The 19,032-nt window shown below is 52.0% G+C and carries 13 protein-coding genes; 7 read left to right on the top strand and 6 right to left on the bottom strand.

Annotated features, from left to right (window positions below; genetic code table 11):
• Positions 1–31: 31 nt before the first annotated feature.
• The gene (locus NEA10_RS13405; RefSeq protein ID WP_252661126.1) at positions 32–6,202 is read right to left on the bottom strand and encodes a DUF4347 domain-containing protein; all 6,171 of its coding nucleotides are present in this window, start codon (positions 6,200–6,202) and stop codon (positions 32–34) included.
• A gap of 494 nt (positions 6,203–6,696) precedes the next feature.
• Between NEA10_RS13405 and miaB the strand changes: the two genes are divergently transcribed.
• Positions 6,697–8,046, top strand: a complete 1,350-nt coding sequence (miaB, locus tag NEA10_RS13400) for a tRNA (N6-isopentenyl adenosine(37)-C2)-methylthiotransferase MiaB (RefSeq protein WP_252661124.1) — start codon at positions 6,697–6,699, stop codon at positions 8,044–8,046.
• Positions 8,047–8,409: 363 nt separating this feature from the next.
• Positions 8,410–9,654: a glycosyltransferase gene (locus NEA10_RS13395; protein WP_252661115.1), complete on the top strand. Its 1,245-nt coding sequence runs from the start codon at positions 8,410–8,412 to the stop codon at positions 9,652–9,654.
• A gap of 89 nt (positions 9,655–9,743) precedes the next feature.
• Here the strand turns inward: NEA10_RS13395 and NEA10_RS13390 are convergent, their stop codons facing one another.
• Both NEA10_RS13390 and thrC read right to left on the bottom strand, forming a co-directional pair.
• Entirely contained in the window at positions 9,744–10,019 is a 276-nt protein-coding gene (locus NEA10_RS13390; RefSeq protein WP_252661112.1) for a MoaD/ThiS family protein, read from the bottom strand.
• A gap of 54 nt (positions 10,020–10,073) precedes the next feature.
• Positions 10,074–11,378, bottom strand: a complete 1,305-nt coding sequence (gene thrC / locus NEA10_RS13385; protein WP_252661110.1) for a threonine synthase — start codon at positions 11,376–11,378, stop codon at positions 10,074–10,076.
• Positions 11,379–11,785: 407 nt separating this feature from the next.
• Between thrC and NEA10_RS13380 the strand changes: the two genes are divergently transcribed.
• Both NEA10_RS13380 and NEA10_RS13375 read left to right on the top strand, forming a co-directional pair.
• Complete coding sequence (locus NEA10_RS13380; RefSeq protein ID WP_374111765.1) at positions 11,786–12,643, top strand: choice-of-anchor L domain-containing protein; 858 nt, start codon at positions 11,786–11,788, stop codon at positions 12,641–12,643.
• Positions 12,644–13,025: 382 nt separating this feature from the next.
• Entirely contained in the window at positions 13,026–15,269 is a 2,244-nt protein-coding gene (locus tag NEA10_RS13375; RefSeq protein ID WP_252661106.1) for a putative bifunctional diguanylate cyclase/phosphodiesterase, read from the top strand.
• Here NEA10_RS13375 and NEA10_RS13370 read toward each other — a convergent pair.
• A complete protein-coding gene (locus tag NEA10_RS13370) occupies positions 15,240–16,001 on the bottom strand; it encodes an energy-coupling factor ABC transporter ATP-binding protein (protein ID WP_252661104.1) in 762 nt (253 codons plus the stop codon). The genes NEA10_RS13375 and NEA10_RS13370 overlap by 30 nt on opposite strands.
• Positions 16,002–16,106: 105 nt before the next feature.
• Between NEA10_RS13370 and rpmF the strand changes: the two genes are divergently transcribed.
• Positions 16,107–16,286, top strand: a complete 180-nt coding sequence (rpmF, locus tag NEA10_RS13365; protein ID WP_170189970.1) for a 50S ribosomal protein L32 — start codon at positions 16,107–16,109, stop codon at positions 16,284–16,286.
• A 90-nt stretch (positions 16,287–16,376) separates the two neighbouring features.
• Here the strand turns inward: rpmF and NEA10_RS13360 are convergent, their stop codons facing one another.
• Positions 16,377–16,535: a hypothetical protein gene (locus NEA10_RS13360; RefSeq protein WP_252661102.1), complete on the bottom strand. Its 159-nt coding sequence runs from the start codon at positions 16,533–16,535 to the stop codon at positions 16,377–16,379.
• Between the two features lie 444 nt (positions 16,536–16,979).
• Between NEA10_RS13360 and NEA10_RS13355 the strand changes: the two genes are divergently transcribed.
• Complete coding sequence (locus NEA10_RS13355; RefSeq protein ID WP_252661100.1) at positions 16,980–17,381, top strand: hypothetical protein; 402 nt, start codon at positions 16,980–16,982, stop codon at positions 17,379–17,381.
• Positions 17,382–17,427: 46 nt separating this feature from the next.
• A complete protein-coding gene (locus tag NEA10_RS13350; RefSeq protein ID WP_252661097.1) occupies positions 17,428–17,883 on the top strand; it encodes a peroxiredoxin in 456 nt (151 codons plus the stop codon).
• On the opposite strand, the gene dusA is transcribed toward NEA10_RS13350, so the two are convergent.
• Positions 17,880–18,833 (bottom strand): tRNA dihydrouridine(20/20a) synthase DusA, encoded by a 954-nt coding sequence (gene dusA, locus NEA10_RS13345; protein ID WP_252665357.1) that lies wholly within the window; start codon positions 18,831–18,833, stop codon positions 17,880–17,882. The genes NEA10_RS13350 and dusA overlap by 4 nt on opposite strands.
• Positions 18,834–19,032 lie beyond the last annotated feature (199 nt).

Genomic DNA, 19,032 nt, shown 5'->3' with positions numbered 1-19,032 from the left:
GTCTTAGGATGAGGTCTCATGTCTCTCTAGCTTATCGGAAAGTAATGTCATTAACGTCCTCAAGTCCCACATCCAGCAAAATGGCAATGGTTTGTCCCCCTCGCTGGAGTAGGGTTTGTCCATCCTGGCTGGCAAAGGTCAACTCCTCTCGGGTGATGCCATCAAAGAGGACAAAGGCATCTTGCAGGATATCGAAGTCGAGAATCAGGTTATTTTCCGCCTCATTGGTGATAGCAAAGCTATTCTGACCGCCACCGCCAACGAGGGTATCGTTACCCCGCTGTCCAAACAGCAGGTCATTTCCTTCATCGCCAAACAGGAGGGAGTTGCCCCGACCACTATAGAGGGTGTCATCCCCCTGACCGCCGTAGAGGGTGTTATTCCCGGCATTGCCAAAGAGGACATCATTGCCTTGACCCCCATGAAGTAGGGCGTCCCCATCACCGCCTGCGAGAGTATCGTTACCCCGTTGACCAAAGATGAGATTGCGGCCGGCTTCCCCAAAGGCAATGACATCACCACTACCGCCAAAGATAGTGTCATTTCCCGACCCGCCGTAGAAGGTGTCTTGACCCCCATTGCCGAACATGAGGTTATTTCCCGCTGCACCAATGAGGACATTGTCACCGGTGGCGGGGTCAGTGGGATTGCCATTGCCCGCCACGAGGGTATCATTGCCGCCGCCACCACAGAGGGTATCGTTGCCATGACCGCCAAAGAGCAGGTCATCGCCACCGCCACCCCAAACCATGTCATCGCCGCTACCGCCGCGAATGGTATCGTTGCCCCCTTCGCCTACCAGGCTGTCATCTCCAGACCCGCCGAGGACGAGGTTATTGCCCGCTCCGGTGAAGATGACGTTATTGCCGTCATTATCGTTAACCCGGGGGTTGCCGTTGGCGGCCACCAGGGTATCATTGCCGCCCCCGCCGTAGATGGTGTCGTTACCGCGATCGCCGAAAATTAAGTCTTCGCCATCGCCGCCAAAGATGAGGTCATCCCCATCGCCACCATAGAGACTATCGCCCCCATGACCGGCCAGAATCAGGTCATTGCCTTGGTTCCCGGTTAGGACATTCCCTTGGGAGTTTTCCGCTGAGAGGCTGCGGGGACTGCCGAGGAGGGTATCATCCCCGAACTCCCCTTTGAGGGTATCCGACCCCTGACCCCCATACATGAGGTCATCATCTTGTCCCCCGAAGGCTAGGTTGTTGCCGTTGCCGGTGAAGATGGTGTCATCCCCTCGGTTGCCAAAGATGAGGTCATTGCCATTGCCGCCATAGATAAGGTCGGGACCGTCTTCATCAATCATGGCTGGGTCTAGGGAACCGCCGACGAGGGTATTGTTGCCCCGATTGCCGTAAAGGGTATCTGAGCCGCGATCGCCGAACAGCATATCATCGCCAGAACCGCCATCGAGCCAGTCCTCACCATCTCCACCAAACAAGGTGTCATTCCCGGCTCCGCCAAAGAGGACATCATTGCCTTGATTCCCGGCGAGGAGATCTCCCTCACTGATGGGGTCAGCCTCGGGAGCAGGGTCAGGTTGAGGAGCGACATCCACCTCTTCACTCTCCTGGGAGTCGTCAGGCTCAGTTTCCGCCTCAGGAGTTTCGGCGTCCGCCTCGGGTTCGACGTCCTCGGAGTCAGGAGTCCGGGGGGATTCCAATCCCGCTAACTCCTCGAAGGTTAACGGTCGCTCAGGACTGATGGGGTCGGGAGTTGGGGGGGTGTCCTCGGGGTCAGAGTCCTCCACCTCGGGAGTGGTGGTCTCGGGGTCTGGCTCAGAATCGGCTTCTGGCGAGTCCGTTTCCTCTGGCTCAGGGCGGCGGGGGTCATCTAACCCAGCCAACGCCTCAAAGGTCAGCTCTCCTAGAGTCAACCCCTCCCCATCGGGGAGGATATCCTCCTGTACGGGCAGCTGGTCTTCGTTACTGACGGGTTCGATGGTATCTGGACTGCCAACGAGGGTATCATTACCCGCTTCTCCCTTGAGGGTGTCGTTGCCGGCATCACCAAAGATGAGGTCATCCCCTTGGCCGCCAAAGATAAGGTCATCCCCATCACCACCGGAGAGGCTGTTATTGCCTAAATTGCCAAAGATGGTGTCATTGCCGGCATCCCCATAAATCAGGTCATTACTGCCTTCAAAATCCGGAGTTCGGCTTTGCGGACCGCCGCCGATGATGTCGTCACCGGGGCCGCCCGAGATGGTATCGTCGCCGCGATCGCCCCAAATGACGTTGTTCCCCCCACGACCGAGAATCAGGTCATTATCACGACCACCATAGATGGTATCTGAGCCGACATGACCCAGAATCGTATCATCCCCGGCATTCCCAGCTAGCTCATTATTCCCGCCACCGGTGACGATTAAATCATTGCCATCGCCACCCCGCAGTTGGTCATCGCCGGCACTACCGCGAATATCGTTATCTTCCGACCCGCCCACTACCGTATCACCGTCAGTGTTCTCCGAGGTTTCGCGGCTATTGAGTTGTTCTAACCCATCCACCTCTAACACCGGTAAGGAGTCCGGCATCCGACGGCGGATATCGGGTAACTCCGGTAAATCGGGAATCTCCGGCTTCTCGGGTTTGGGCGGACACCGAGATTCCAAGTCCTCCTCCGGTTCAGGTTCTGGGGAGGGGGAAGGGGAGGGAGAGGGAGTGCCAATGGGTGTAGGCGAGGGAGTGCCAAGCTCCGGGAAGAGACCATCATCCTCATCCTCATCGTCGTCCTCATCGCCGGGTGCTGTGGTGCGATCGGTAAAGAGGACTTGACCAGGAATGGGGTCAATGGCACCGAGGTTATCAATGGCAGAATAGGTAAAGCGAATGTCTCCAGTTCCACCCCCCACATCTAAGAAGAGGCGGCCAATTTCACCGACGGTCAGGATTTGTCCTTCTTCAACTCGCACACCTCCAGCCTGCGGATGCCCGAGGAACAGGGTTCCTCGATTGGGCAGGCTATTGATTACAAAACCAACCACTCGTCCATCTGCATCACTCCCTCCGAGTCCCGAGAGACGAATAATATCTCCGGGGTCTGGCAAGGGATTGGTGACATTGTTGGTGTCCGGGAAACGATTGCCCACGTTTAGGGTAACGAGGGCGGGGGTAGGGTCTTCTTTCCCGTCATTGTCAATGGCAGCGTAGCGGAAGTCGGTTCCATTGAAATTATTGCCGGGGAGGAAGAAAACATCATTGATGCGGTTTTTGGGAATCCTGTCCCCCGTCCCCAGGGCCCGTCCGCCGTCGCCTGGGTCACCGAGGAAGAGGGTTCCATTACGAGGAGCTTGGGTAATCCGGAACTCTTGAACTTCCCCATCCGGGTCATCTCCGCCGAGTCCCGTCAAACGGGTGGCAATACCCGCTGGAATCTGGTTAGCACCGCCAAAGGTATTTGGCGGCACGTTTTGGGTGACCTCATTGGTCTCTGGGGGGATATTGCTGCCTTCTGTTTTTAGGAATACCGTTCCTGGGGTGGGGTCTTTGAGTCCTTCTGTGTCAATGGCGGCATATTTGAAACTGGTGTTACCGCTGAAACCCTCGGGGAACTGAAATTGCAATCGGGACAGTTCCTCGGCGGTGAGGCGCTGACCCCGAGTGACGTTTCGCCCATCTAAGGTTAGGGTTCCCTGTCCAGGGAGTTCTACAATTTCAAACCTCAGGTCATCATCGTTATCCTCAAGATCCGTTCCCCCCAACCCCTCTAAGGTGACCGGTGTACCCGGTTCGATGACTTGCAGGACATTGTTGGTGTCCGGGGGAGAATTACCAACATCGAGGGAGACCTCAGCGGGCCGAGAACGCCCACCGTCATTGTCGATGGCGATGAATTTAAAGGTAGTCCCCGTGAAGCCAGGTTCTGCTTTGAAGAAAAGTTGATCGAGTTGTTCAGGGGTGAGGCGCTCGTCCGGTCTAACTTCTCGCCCTCCCCGGTCTGGATCGCCGATAAACAGACGTCCTTGGCTCGTTGGGGGTAACTCGGTGATTTTAAAGAAGTCTACATTTCCATCAGGGTCACTGGCACTTAGAAGAGAGTCAGAAAGGTTCGTGGCACTGCCGGGGGGGACGGTTTCGCTACCTCCAGTTGCTGTGGGTGGACTATTGAGGGTGATGGTTCCCCTGTTATCTGAGGGTAGACCCAGATTATCAACGGCGGTGTAAGTAAAACTTGAGCCATTGAAATTGTTATTAGCAGTAAAGGAAAGATTCTGGATTTGGTTAGCAGGAATTACCTGACCTGGCGTCACCTCCTGACCGTTCAAGCGTAACGTGCCACCACTCGGAAGAGTTTCAATAATGTACTCACGAATTCCATTCGGATCTGTCCCCAAAATCCCTGTAATGGGTGTCGTTTCTCCGGGTGGAGTAGTTACTAAATCATCTTGAACTTCCGGAGGAGTGTTGGCTAAGGTGATACGGTCTGAACCAAATAGGGTATTGACACGACGGGAGTTAGGATTATTGGGCTCTTCTAAAAACGCAAAACCGGGCGCTCGGACGCTTGCTTCGTTAACAATTGTTTCACTGTTCAGATTGCTACTACTTTGAATCGTGGCTGTGATACGATAAACAGCCGTTTGTCCAGCATCTAGTGGAAAGTTGTCATCTGCAATAGCACCGGTTCCAGTAGAGGTTGAGCCACCAATTGTTCTGCGCCAACTGAATGAAGCAATCCCATCGGGAATGGGATCAGAAACAATGACATTGGGGATACGGTTAGATCCCTTATTCTCAATAGTAATCGTGTAGACAATTTCGTCACCGGGGACAAGATTTTCGCCATCTGATTCTTTCTCAACGGATACGACCAAGGCGGCAATTTCTTGAGGTAAGCTCGCAAAGTCGGAGAGGTTGCCTCCTCGCACACGGTCGGTGAAGTCTTCAATCTTTTGGGCGGTTAATGTGCCTCCAGTATTCAACTGCTGACGAGTTAATCGGTACATAACTGTACCTGCATTGAAGTAGATATTTTGATCAGCTCCAAATGCTAAAGATCCGCCGCCCCCAAGATTATTCCCGTTATTATCTACAGCAATTCCTGCAAGTTGGACATTCGTGACTGCATCATTAGTCAACGTGAGTCGATAGATGCGATACTCATTGTTGGTACCCGGTCCCCGCGAGGAGACAAATAACACATTGGGGTTTTGAGGATCAAAGGCTAAATCTCCTCCACCCTGACCCCGGATACCCGCCTGGTTAGGAATGGTGATTTCGGTTAATGGAATCTCGTAATTCTCAGCAAATTCACCTGTCGCTGATACATCAAGCCGATAAATGACTTGATTCTGATTCGTCATTGCATAGATACGACCATCCCGATCTTGTCCCAGCCTTAAAATCGGACGTCCAGTCGCATCTTCAATTGTAGTTGGCCTAAAAAAGCCAATCTTCCTATCTTCTCCTGTGTCTGGATCAAAGCGGTAAACAGACACTCGATCATCGGTCCCTATGCGTTCTGGACCGGTATAAAATAACTTGCCGTCAGCATCTCGGGATAGAGCAAATGTGCGTGCTGAAAGCTGACGGAATGTTCCCCCGTTAAACGTTTCTAGATCTCCGGTATCGGGATTAATAATATATAACCTCGAAGGGGTAGATTCTCCTGCGTCGTCTGTCGCATAGAGGAAGTTGGGAATGTCAAACGTACCGGGATAACTGGCAAGAGTATTCCGATGAAAGGGAAGAGGGATCTGATAAGGAACCGTTGCCGCATCTTTAGCAGACTCGCGGCTGCTTTCAGGCCTAAGAATCCGGTCAAACTGCCAATTCCCTTGACCCACCACTTGGGTCGACGCCGCAACCGTGACTCCCAGTAGCTGATGCAGATGGTTGAGAAACTCCTGTCCTAGCGCTCCGGCGGCGGTGCGACAGCCGTAGAGAATGACTGAAGCCTGGGGTCTAAGGAATTGTGACCATTGACGTAGCTGATGGCCCCACCTGTCCAAGTTCTGCTGTGTTAACCAGGTCTGACCCAACTGGATGGCTCCTGGCTTTCCGTGAGCCAGTAAGTGGACTGCGTCGATGGTCTGATGCTGCTCAAGATAGTCAGAGATTTCGCAGAGGGGATGGCGCTCACCCGTCAATTTCAAAACCTGAGCCTGACTGACGGCCCCCTGGATTAACGGCTCGGGAGCCTCAATGGCGACGTCAACGACAAGGAGATGGTTGGATTGCTGATGCTGGGTCATAATTGGGTCTAACAAAACTCTGGGTGTTTATACGAACACAGACTCCTCCATGGAAGGGCTGGTTTCCCCGTATTTACCAGGAGGAGGGGTGATGGTTGGGCCAACAAAAAAACGCCTGGACAATCTCCGATAACACAGGGACGACTGTTCCAGACTGTCAAATCCTCAATAGATGCAGGTGGCGAGGATGGCTTAATTGGCACTGGATGACACCCTGATCGTCTTGGCGGTGGCCTGCAGGCTTGATCACGCCTCTACACTTTATAACCCAAGCTTTTACAATTTCCTAAGAATTCCGGACATTAATTATGAAGATTTGATAAATATTTTTCTGAGTTGCTCCAACCTTCGTAAAAATGCTGAGCTATCTTAAGTACTTTTACTTAAATGTTTGAGGTGAACAGCTCAAGGACTCTTCAGGACCTGGGGCGATCGCCCCCCCAAGTCGCTAGAATAAGGATTCCTCTGAATACCTCACAAGCGAACGAGACACCATGACCGTATCCCCCCGCCGCTATCACATCACCACCTTTGGCTGTCAGATGAACAAGGCTGACTCGGAACGGATGGCCGGGATTCTCGAAGCCCTCAACTTCGAGGCCACAGAAGACCCGAACCTGGCTGACCTCGTCCTCTACAACACCTGCACCATCCGCGACAACGCTGAACAAAAGGTCTATTCCTATCTCGGCAGACAGGCCAAACGCAAACAAAATGACCCCAACCTCATCCTGGCCGTCGCCGGTTGTGTGGCTCAGCAGGAAGGGGAATCCCTGCTGCGACGGGTTCCAGAACTTGACCTGGTGATGGGCCCCCAACATGCTAACCGCCTCGGAGACCTCCTCGAACAGGTCTTCTCTGGGAGCCAGGTGGTGGCCACGGAACCGGTCCATATCATGGAGGACATCACCAAACCCCGCCGGGATAGTGCCGTCAGTGCTTGGGTGAATGTCATTTACGGCTGCAATGAACGCTGCACCTATTGCGTGGTTCCCAATGTGCGCGGGGTGGAACAGTCCCGCACCCCGGAGGCGATTCGCGCGGAAATGGAGGAACTGGGGCGACAAGGCTATAAGGAAGTCACCCTCCTTGGGCAAAATATCGATGCTTATGGCCGAGATCTCCCCGGTAGCACCCCCGAAGGACGACATCTACATACCCTCACCGATTTACTCTACTTCGTCCATGATGTGCCGGGTATTGAACGCATCCGTTTCGCCACCAGTCACCCCCGCTACTTCACGGAACGGCTGATTCGCGCCTGTCAGGAACTGCCCAAGGTCTGTGAACATTTCCATATTCCCTTCCAATCGGGGGATAACGAGATTCTTAAAGCTATGGCCCGGGGCTATACCCATGAGAAATATCGCCGCATTATCGACAAAATCCGCCACTATATGCCCGATGCCGCCATTAGTGCTGATGCCATTGTCGGCTTCCCCGGCGAAACCGAGGAACAGTTCCAAAATACCCTCAAGCTGACGGCGGATATTGGCTTCGATATCCTTAACACCGCCGCCTACTCCCCCCGTCCCGGAACCCCCGCTGCTGACTGGGAGAATCAACTCAGTGATGAGGTGAAACAAGACCGTCTGCAACGGCTGAATCACTTGGTCAGTCTTAAAGCTGCTGAACGCTCTCAACGCTATGCGAATCGGGTTGAGGAGGTCTTAGTGGAGGAACAAAATCCTAAAGATCCCACTCAGGTCATGGGACGGACTCGGGGCAACCGCCTCACCTTCTTTGAGGGGAATTTGCAGGAGTTGAAAGGCAAAACGGTCTCTGTGGAAATCTCCGAGGTTCGCCCCTTTAGTTTAACGGGACGAGTTCTGGCCTTGGTCTAATCTCAGAGCCAACGTGCCACTTTTGTGCCTGGTTCTCTGAAAACAGTTTGCAGGGGCTGAAAATGCTAAAATCAGTGGACTTGATGGGGCGATCGCCCCATCAGCTCCCTCTCTGAACTCGAACTCTACTTCTGACCTTAGCCTATGTAATGCAATAGCCATACAAAATAAGACAAAAAAGATAGGCGGAAGTCTCATTCTTCAAAGTCTTGTCTTTTATGTCCGTCAAGTATTAAGTGTCTATTGTTGACGATTCATGACCCAAAAAGCTCAGCCTAATTTTAACTCAGAGTCTTGTTCCCTGAACGGGCTTCTGAACCCCGCGTTGGAGTTGAGTTACTGTCGCGTTTTACAAGGAGATCTATGGCTTCTGTACAGTCTATTGCCTTAATCTCGGTTCATGGCGATCCGGCGATCGAAATCGGGAAAGAAGAAGCTGGAGGACAAAATGTCTATGTGCGTCATGTCGGCGAAGCCCTGGCCGACTTGGGCTGGCGGGTGGATATGTTGACTCGTAAAACCCATCCCAATCAAGCTGATGTTGTGCAGCATTCAGCTAATTGTCGCACCATCCGGCTAACGGCAGGTCCAGAATCCTTCATTCATCGGGATTTGATTTTTGACTATCTTCCTGAGTTTGTGCAGGCAGTCCAGCAGCATCAACGGGACTCGGGTTATGACTATCGCCTCATTCACACGAACTACTGGCTTTCGGCTTGGGTGGGAATGCAGCTAAGACGTCGTCAACCCCTAGTCCAGCTTCATACCCATCACTCTCTGGGGTCTGTGAAGTATCGTACAGTCCAGGACATTCCCACGATCGCCCAAACTCGCCTGGCGACGGAAAAACACTGCATTGAAACCGCTGACTGTGTCATCGCCACCAGTCCCCAGGAAGTGGAGGATATGCGGCGGGTTACCTCCCTGGGGAATCTGAAAATTATTCCCTGTGGTACGGATGTGGAGCGTTTTGGCTCAATTTCTAAGCAAGAGGCCCGGGTGCGATTGGGGATTTCACCAGAGCAAAAACGTCTGTTTTATGTGGGACGCTTCGACTCCCGCAAAGGCATTGAAACCCTAATTCGAGCTGCTGCGCGATCGCAGTTCCGGGATGACCCCAATTTCCAAGTGGTTATTGGGGGTGGGGCCCGTGCGGGCCATAAGGATGGCGATGAGCGCGATCGTCTTATGGCCCTGACTGAAGACTTGGGAATTGCTGACTTTGTGAAGTTTCCAGGCCGCATTGACGACGACCTCATGAGTGCCTACTACGCAGCGGCTGATGTCTGTGTGGTTCCGAGTCATTATGAGCCTTTTGGCTTAGTTGCCATCGAGGCTATGGCCTGCGGAACCCCCCTCGTGGCTAGTGCCGTGGGAGGTCTCCAATACTCGATGATTCATGAGGAAACGGGGTTACTTGTCCCGGCTAAGGACGATGCAGCTTTCGCCGCTGCCTGCGATCGCATCCTCGCCAACCCCGACTGGCGCAACCAATTGGGAGAGGCGGCTCGTCAACGAGTTCTCGATGAGTTCAGTTGGCAAGGGGTCGCCGAACATCTCAGCCAAGTCTATGAAGGCTTGTTAGAAGAAACGGCCATCCCGGCCTAGGAGGGGGAAGGAAGAGGAGAACCACAGAGTCACAGAGGACTGGTAGGGGCGAAAAATTTTTCGCCCCTGTTCCCTGTTCCCTTCTTCCCCTACCCCCCAGCGACTGCTGGCACAATACTCACCTCATCTCCGTCGTTGAGGGGGGTGTCTGTGTTCTGCAGAAAGCGGATATCCTCGCTGTTGACATAGAAGTTGAGGAAGCGCCGGGGTTTGCCCTGTTCGTCACACAGACGGGCCTTGATTCCTGGACAAGATCCTTCCAGGGCATCGATTAACTCAGTAATACTCCCCGCCTCACAGTCGATCTTGGCGCGATCGCCGGTGAATTTTTGCAGGGGGGTGGGAATCAGAACCGTTACGGACATAACTCTACTCAACAAACAGTACAACAGAATTTATTAATTTGGCTGTGGGGTTACTTAGACCAGCACCTGCTGCCATTCCAAGCGGTTGAGGGTGTGAGCGCGTTCTAGGGCACGCTCAAAGGAGTCGAGTTTCGGCTCGATGGTGAGGGGTTCGCCAATATAGCCTTGAACCGCCTCTTGGGTTTTCAAGCCGTTGCCGGTGATGTAGGCTACCGTTACCTCGTCGGGGTCAATTTTGCCCGCTTCCACCAATTTTTTCAGGGTGGCAATGGTGGTTCCACCGGCGGTTTCCGTGAAGATGCCCTCGGTTTCCGCTAATAACTTCATCCCTTCGATGATTTCAGCATCGGTGACGGATTCAATGGTGCCATTCGTTTTGTTGGCAATATCCACGGCGTAGATGCCATCGGCGGGGTTGCCAATGGCGATAGACTTGGCAATGGTGTTGGGTTTGACGGGGGCGATGAAGTCTCGTCCTTCTTTATAAGCACTGGCGATGGGGGAACAGCCTTCGGCTTGGGCCCCACTGAAGCGAACGTCTTTGGCCTCCACTAAGCCGGTTTCGATAAATTCCTGGAAGCCTTTATAAATCTTGGTAAACAACGACCCCGACGCTAGAGGGGCCACGACGTGATCCGGCAATTGCCAGCCAAGTTGTTCAGCCACCTCAAAGCCGAGGGTTTTAGACCCTTCAGAATAGTAGGGACGCAGGTTGATATTGACAAAGCCCCAGCCTTGGGTGTTGGCGACTTCTGAACAGAGGCGATTCACTTGGTCGTAGTTGCCCTTGACGGCCATCAGGGTGGGATTATAGATGAGGGTTCCTAGGATTTTTCCCGCTTCTAAGTCGGCGGGGATAAAGACACAGCAATCGAGGCCGGCATGGGCGGCGATCGCAGCGGTCGAATTCGCGAGGTTGCCGGTACTGGCACAGGAAACGGTCGAGAAACCCAGTTCACGAGCGCGGGTCAGGGCAACAGATACCACCCGGTCCTTGAAACTTAGGGTGGGCATATTCACCGCGTCGTTTTTAATATAAAGCTTTTTCAACCCTAGCTGACGGGCTAAACGATGGGCTTCCACCAAAGGCGTCATCCCGGTTCCCACATCAATGGGGGTCTCCGTCGCCACCGGGAGGAAGGGCTTATAACGCCAAATGGAGTGAGGACCGGCTTCAATGGTCTCTCGGCTCACGGTCTGACGCAACACATCATAATCGTATTTCACCTCCAGCGGACCAAAGCACTCATCACAAACATGCTTGGCAGTGGCGTCGTATTCAGCGCCACATTCCTTGCACTTGAGTCCGGTAAAGGCGGCGGTGGAGGCTTGTTTGAGGCGATCAATGGCTTGGGTCATGGGGGTCTCTACTTGTCTTAACTCAACCTGAATCGAAATCGTAACACGGGGGTCAAGGGTCGTCAAATAATCCCGATTAAAAAAGTCGGGATTAAAATGAGTGCTGATTCTTGGCAGATTATTTCAAGGTTTAGCCTCTTTACTTTGTGAGCTAAATTTTGTCAACCCCCTTTGGAGATAGTTTATGTAAACTTTACAATCAAAGTCTAGGGACTCGCGCCAGAAAAGCCCAGAAAAGCCTTGAGGAGACGTCTGTTTCTCAGGACATCTCCTAAAAAAATGTTGATAAATCTTTAATGAAGATGTGGTCTTAGCATTGACAGTCCTAACCTCACTTGAGAGCCTATAAACAAGCCTAAACAGCTATCTGTGACCCAGGCGAAGTTATACGGTTAAAAGACAAAGAGATGAGATTAGGGAGAACAGTCGGGACATTAATGGCCCTGACTACGGTAGGATTAGCAACTCCAGCCGCTGCATTTACGGTGAGCCAAAATAATGACGGGAAAGCGTTACTAGAGGTTTTATTAGGCAATAGCCAAGGGCTGCATGATTTTTCAGTTAACCTGCAAGGTCACGGCGATGCCTTTGGGATCTTCAACAATGACCCGTTTGGTCTAGGGGCAGGAATTGTTCTAAGTACAGGAAAAGTTGAGGAACTTCCGGGCTTGAATGAGTCAGTCTATGACCTGAATACGGATTTTCATATGCCTGGGAGTCAACCGGGCACTTTTGATTTAGCTCAGCTTGATCTTCATTTTTATGCTGATGACACCGTTGATCGTCTCTTTTTTGATTATGTCTTTGGTTCAGAGGAGTTTTTAGAGTTTGCTGGGAGTCCCTGGAATGATTCCTTTGAACTTTTATTAAATGGGGTTAATCTAGCTCAGTTAAGTGATGGCCAGGAGGTTAATATTAATAACCTTGCCTACAGCCCAACCGGCCCGTTCCACCCAGACTATATTGATAATCCCGTAGGTTCAAACACCCCAGTTCGCCTCAATGGTTATACGAGAACCTTAACCTTTGAGGGCCGACTTCAGCAGAATGCCATGAATACCCTCAGCATTCGGATTCAGGATGTGGCGGATGGGGAGTTAGATTCGGCAGTCTTCTTAAAAGCGGGGACCTTGGGAACCGTTACCCCAGCCACCCCTCCGGCTGAACAGGTTCCTGAACCCAATGTCATACTGGGTTTGCTGATGCTATCTGGGATGGCGATCGCCGGTAAACGGCAACAGGGACATCAAGATCTAAACCCCTGATCTCTATAACCAAGACCCTGGGGGTGAGGAAGGGATAACCGACCCCCCATTCGTCTGTATCAAGGTAGACAACCCGATGGGGATTGCTTCTGGGGCGACTGTCGACCTATCATCGGATCGATTTGAGGGATCATGGCTTTTTTGAAACGCCGTTCAAGTCATACCAGTCGTGACTTCCGTGAGGGGCAAAAACTTTTTCAGGAGATTGGTTGGAATTTCACTCTGTCTTTTGTGAAATGTCTTTAAATCATCATCAACTCTCAAGGAGGACAGGTCCCTGAGCGGATAGAGTGTTAGCCTGGTTGAGTATTTCGGTAAGCCAACAAGGGATATACCGTTCTGATTCAACTTCCGCATAAACGCTATTCACCAAGGTTCTCCGGTGTTCGTATATTTTTTTAATTATCCCTGCCTTCAACCGTCACAGCTTCCGTCTCACATTGACTTGGCGATTGAAACACCAAAAAACACCCAGTATGTGGCCAACTTAAAACGTTGGTCACGGGGGTGTGCCTATGGAGTGATCAGCCTAGGGATTCTGGTTCTGCTGGGCTGGTTGCTTGATATTGGTCTCCTTAAAAGTCTTACTCCCAACTGGGTGACCATGAAGGTCAATACAGCCATTGGACTGGTTGTGGCTGGGTCTGCACTTCTGGCCAGTCATTATCGCCTAAAATTTTGGGAGCTAACGGGGGCTTGGGTGGTCTTAGCCCTGGGACTGCTAACCACGGTACAGTATATCTTTGACCTTGACTTCGGGATTGATGAAGCGATTTTCCCTGATGATCCCAATCCCATTGCCACCTACCTTCCCGGGCGTATGGCGATAAACAGCGCCATCGCCTTTTTTAGTTTGGGCATTAGCCTGATCTATCAGGGCCTTCGCCGCTACCGACTGGCTCAATTTTTTGCCGTCGTTACCCTGATGATTTCTTTTCTCGGCTGTTTGGGCTATGTCTTTGGGATTACCGCTTTTTATGGACTGGGTCAGTTCACCGAAATGGCCTTGCATACAGCAGTCGCCATTATCCTATTATCTCTCGGCATTCTGGGTCGTTATCCCGATCGCGGTGGAATGGGAATTACGGTGAGCGAACTAGCGGGAGGGGCTACCATTCGCCGCTTAATTGCCTTGACCTTCATTTTACCCACCGTCGGCTGTGGTTTAGTGCTTTTGGGCCAACGGGCGGGCTTGTATGATGGGGAAGTGGGGTTAGTTCTATTGAGTGTTGCTAGTGTCTTTGTACTGGGAACTGTGATTTGGTGGAACGCACGCACCATTGGCGCGACTGACTATCAAGCCCTCTATGATAACCTCACTGGACTGCCCAACCGGATTTTATTTCGCCAACAACTGAGTAACTGTTTACGGGAAGCGGGAGAACAGGGGCAGTCTCTGGCCGTCTTTTTTATTGATATTGATTGTTTCAAAAAAATCAACGATACCCTCGGGCATGACTTGGGGGATGATATGTTGCAGCTAGTGACTCGCCGTATTTTGGCAGAACTGCCTCAGCAAGCCAGTCTCTCCCGCTGGGGAGGGGATGAGTTTACTCTGCTGTTGCGGCATCCTGTTGATCGGGCCACCTGTGAACGTTTAGCCCGGCGACTGGTGGGGGTACTGAGTTTACCTTTTGATATTGAACCCTATTCCTGCTATGTCAGTGGCAGCATTGGTATCGCCAGTTATCCCCAAGATGGTGAGGATGCGGCGAGTTTGATGAAACACGCCGATATTGCTTTACACCGCTCTAAGGAGATGGGACGGGGCAATTTTCACTTTTATCAACGCAGCCTGGAGCGGCACGCTTATGATTTGTTGTTGCTAGAACGAGAACTGCATTTGGCGGTGGAACGTCAGGAGTTTATCCTGTTATATCAGCCTAAGCTATCTATCAAAACGGGACACTTGGCGGGGATGGAGGCCCTAATTCGCTGGAACTCCCCTCGGTTGGGCCAGGTATCTCCTCAAGAATTTATTACCCTGGCTGAGGAAAATGGTTTAATTGTCCCGATTGGGGAATGGGTGTTGTACCGCGCCTGTGAGCAAATCCAACGTTGGCAACAGGAGGGGTTTCCACCGGTGACGGTAGCGGTGAATTTATCGGCCCGTCAGTTTTTGCAGACCAATTTGGTGCAAACGGTGCGGCAAGTGTTAGAAACAACTCAAGTTTCCCCAGAGTATCTGGAATTGGAAATTACGGAAACGATCGCCATTCAAAATGTGGAACTGACTCAGGTGATTCTTCAGGAGTTACGGGAGATGGGGGTGAAGATTGCCTTAGATGATTTTGGTATGGGGTACTCGTCCTTGGCATATCTCAAGAATTTTCCCCTCAATGCTCTTAAGATTGACCGCTCCTTTGTTCAGGACATTACCACTCAGCTGAGCGATCGCGCTATTGCTTCAGCCATTGTCACGTTGGGCCGAGGCTTAGGGATGAAGATTGTGGCGGAAGGGGTGGAAACGGCGGAACAAATGCAGATTTTGTCTGAGTTAGATTGTGATGAAATTCAGGGCTATTGGTTGTCTCCAGCACGCCCAGGGGAGGCATTGGGGGAGATTTATCAGCGTATTGCCGATTCTCAGCCTCAGTTACCGGGGAGGATGGGACAACAGGCCTGAGGGTTTTTCCAGGCCATGAGCTTCCATTAAGGGGCGATCGCTCATAATCTCCACGGGAGAACCATCAGCAATCACCGTCCCTTCGTCCAAAAGGATTAGGCGATCGCACAATTCCAGGATTAACTCTAAATCATGGCTGGCAATAATCAGCGTTTGCGAGGCTTGGTGCAGAAACTCAATCAGACGACGGCGCGATCGCAAATCCAGATTTGCACTCGGCTCATCATAGAGAATCAGTTGAGGCTGCATCGCCAAAACCCCAGCAATGGCCACCATGCGTTTTTGGCCCCCAGACAGATGATGGGGGGGGCGATCGCGATACTCCAGTATCCCCAATTGCTCCAACGTCTGAGTGACACGCTCAGCCACCTCTGCCTCGCCATAGCCGAGATTCTCCACCCCGAACGCCACATCGTCCCACACCGAGGGACAAAACAGTTGGTCATTGGGATTCTGAAACACCAGGCCCACCTCCGGCCGGAACTCCCCAGGAATCACCCGTTTGCCAAATAGCCGCACCGCTCCCGAACTCGGACGCAGCACTCCACAGATCGTTAAAAATAAGGTTGTTTTTCCCGCCCCATTGGGGCCAATTACCCCCAACCGCTCTCCCGGCTGAATGTTCAGGGTAATCTCATTCAAGACGCAAGGGACATCAGGATAGGCAAAGACCACCTGATCAAGGGATAGAGCCTCGTCTTCACAGGGCTGAGCTGGAGATAGGTTCGCCACAACAAATGCAATCTCGACGCAATCGAAAACAGGTGCCTCAAAGTCGTCATTATGCTTTAAGATAGAAAGGTTTGGCAACCGTTTAAACAGAAGACAGTTACCGTTATGGCAGTCCCCAAAAAGAAAACTTCCAAAGCCAAGCGCAATCAGCGTCACGCCGTTTGGAAGCGCAAAGCCGCCCTTGAAGCCGAAAAAGCCCTTTCCCTGGGTAAGTCAGTCCTGACTGGGCGCTCTCGCGGCTTTGTCTATCCGATGAAAGATGACGAGGACGACGACGAAGAGTAAGTCCCCTCGTTGTGATGATCGGTTTTAAGCAGGTAAAAACGAGGTTCTGCATCCCACAGAACCTCCGGTTCAGACTACTTTGCCCGAGCCTTACTCCTGAACATTGACCCCAGCGGCCCAATCTGGCTGATGAGACTCAGCAAGGTCACCCAGAATGGGCAGGGCCATGACGCAACTGAGCAGCAAGCTGATGCAACACAGGGAAAGCCAGCCTGAGTAGGGAAAAGTCTTACTCTTTGAGTGGATCATGGGTGCCTCCTGAAGATTCCTAGTTTGTCCTGTTCCGGAAATTCCTAGACGGGTTTGGTTCATTGCTACTCGACCGAGACCCTAAAAACCGATGAGTTATCGTGACGCTCTACGTATTATCACTGACATGACTCCCGTCAAGATAACGAACCTTCGGCTGAAAGTCAAGAAGATCGTTCAGTAAACCGTTGGTCTCTACGGGAAAACTCGCTGAAAGACGTCCTGGATCGGCTGTCCTACAACTGCTCCCGATGATCCATTATCACCTCATTCTACGTAGAAACACGGATTTTTTCTTTTATATTAACATTTCTAATGTGAATAATCCGTGAATATAATTTATAGCGTTATAGTCATGAATAGGAAAGAGATGAGGTAGGATATAGCGAACCAATGTCAAGACCCTGAGAGGCTTTACCCTTCTTTGATGTTGACTGAGATTAGATGGATGGTTCTATGAGTGAGTTGGAGCGTCTTGAATCCCTGAAGGCGGGAGTTTTGTCTGCCGTCATTGTGGTGCTGGTGGACAGTGTGGCGGCTATCTCCGTAAGTTCACGGGCCGAAGACCTAACATTACGGCTGGGAATTGTCGCCCTGAGTGGCTTTTTGTTTGGGGTTACCTATCGTTATGCCGTGCGAGGAGACTCCAACCCCCATCTGAAATCTGGGGTGATTGGGGCTTTTGGCTTAGTGCGTGGCTTGGCCCAACTTGAGGGATTAGACATTCCTGAGCAGGTAACGGCGATCGCCCTGTTATCCCTATTTGAGAGTTTGGGCCTCTTTGGAATCGCCGGACTAGGCCTAGATGTTGCCCTCAAACGGCAGTGGGTGAAACCAATGTTGTAGGCAAACTGTTACTGTGAACCTAATGTAACGATTTATCGAGTAGGCCATGACATCTATCAACGTCGGCGATCGCGCCCCCAACTTCACCCTCAAAAACCAAAACGGCGAATCGGTGAGCCTCAGTGACTTTAAAGGGGAGAAAGCCGTGGTGCTGTATTTTTACCCCAAAGACGACACCCCCGGCTGTACCGCCGAATCCTGCGCCTTTCGGGATAGTTATACCACCTTTAGCGATGCGGGAGCCGAAGTGATTGGCATTAGTGGCGATTCCGTCTCCTCCCATAAACAGTTTGCCCAAAAACACAACCTCCCCTTCACCCTCCTCAGTGATCAGGGAAATCAGGTGCGTAAACTCTATGGGGTTCCCGCCACCCTCTTCATTCTCCCCGGCCGAGTCACCTATGTCATCGACAAAGAGGGAATTGTCCGTCATATTTTCAACTCCCAACTGGACTTCCAGGGACATATCAACGAATCCCTGAAAGTCCTACAAGCCGCCTAAGCGTGAGAGATATCGGGATTGGGAACCTGGGCCAGGGCCGCCATTAGGACTTCGGCCCCAGCACCGGGAACATGAGCATGATCGCTAAGATAGCGTTTCCAGGCCTTCGTTCCCGGCTGGCCCGTGAACAGTTGCAACATATGACGGGAAATACTGTGGAGTTTGTAGCCATGGGCCACCCAGCGATCGCAATAGCCGAGCATTCCCTCTACTACTTGGGAGCGAGTGGGAAGGGGATGCTCATCGCCATAGATATCTCGATCCACCGTCGCCAGTAAAAAGGGATTATCATAGGCGGCCCGCCCCACCATCACCGCATCCACAGACTGATATTGCTCTTGAATCTGGGTTAAGTCTTTAAAACCACCATTGATTTCAATAAACAGATGGGGAAAATCCCGTTTGAGACGGTAGACATCCTCATAGCGTAGGGGGGGAACGGTGCGATTTTCCTTGGGGCTGAGTCCCTTCAACCAAGCCTTACGAGCATGAACCGTAAAACGCTGACAGCCCGCCTCCGAGACAATGCGCACGAACTCCGCCATATCCTCATAGCGATCGCACTCATCCACACCGATGCGATGCTTCACCGTCACCGGAATCGTCACCGCTCGCGTCATCGCGGCGATGGCCTCAGCCACCCGCTGGGGTTCTTGCATCAAACAGGCCCCAAAATTACCATTCTGGACGCGATCGCTGGGACAGCCCACATTCAAGTTCACCTCGTCATAGCCCAAATCTTGAGCAATGCGGGCGCATTCAGCCAGTTCCCGAGGATCATCGCCCCCCACCTGAAGAGCCAGGGGTTTTTCTTGAGGCGAAAAGCCCAAGAGTTTGGCCCGTTTTCCATGCAAAATCGCCCCTGTTGTCAACATTTCTGTATATAACAAGGGGCGGCGTGCGATTTGCCGAAGAAAAAAGCGAAAATGGCGATCCGTTCGATCCATCATCGGGGCAATGCTGAGGGGGTTCCCGACAGACTTTGCACCCTCTACCACCGTTTCGCCTCGTGAAGACTCGGCAAACGTCGCAGTCGTCGTCATAGTCATAAATACTTACTGGTACATCTTACCATTGCGGCTCCCTCGTTGTATCGTATCTTAGAAACCGATGGACTGCGATCGCCCATTGTGTGACAAATTTTGAACT

Source organism: Phormidium yuhuli AB48, from assembly GCF_023983615.1.
GTDB classification, from domain to species: Bacteria; Cyanobacteriota; Cyanobacteriia; order Cyanobacteriales; family Geitlerinemataceae; genus Sodalinema; species Sodalinema yuhuli.
This window is presented reverse-complemented; position numbering and strand designations above follow the sequence as displayed.

Coding starts and splice junctions, on each gene's coding strand:
- thrC (WP_252661110.1), bottom strand. CDS start 11,378: ATGACCCAAGCCATTGATCGCCTCAAACAAGCCTCCACCGCCGCCTTT.
- NEA10_RS13380 (WP_374111765.1), top strand. CDS start 11,786: ATGAGATTAGGGAGAACAGTCGGGACATTAATGGCCCTGACTACGGTA.
- rpmF (WP_170189970.1), top strand. CDS start 16,107: ATGGCAGTCCCCAAAAAGAAAACTTCCAAAGCCAAGCGCAATCAGCGT.
- NEA10_RS13395 (WP_252661115.1), top strand. CDS start 8,410: ATGGCTTCTGTACAGTCTATTGCCTTAATCTCGGTTCATGGCGATCCG.
- dusA (WP_252665357.1), bottom strand. CDS start 18,833: ATGATGGATCGAACGGATCGCCATTTTCGCTTTTTTCTTCGGCAAATC.
- miaB (WP_252661124.1), top strand. CDS start 6,697: ATGACCGTATCCCCCCGCCGCTATCACATCACCACCTTTGGCTGTCAG.
- NEA10_RS13405 (WP_252661126.1), bottom strand. CDS start 6,202: ATGACCCAGCATCAGCAATCCAACCATCTCCTTGTCGTTGACGTCGCC.
- NEA10_RS13355 (WP_252661100.1), top strand. CDS start 16,980: ATGGATGGTTCTATGAGTGAGTTGGAGCGTCTTGAATCCCTGAAGGCG.
- NEA10_RS13360 (WP_252661102.1), bottom strand. CDS start 16,535: ATGATCCACTCAAAGAGTAAGACTTTTCCCTACTCAGGCTGGCTTTCC.
- NEA10_RS13390 (WP_252661112.1), bottom strand. CDS start 10,019: ATGTCCGTAACGGTTCTGATTCCCACCCCCCTGCAAAAATTCACCGGC.
- NEA10_RS13350 (WP_252661097.1), top strand. CDS start 17,428: ATGACATCTATCAACGTCGGCGATCGCGCCCCCAACTTCACCCTCAAA.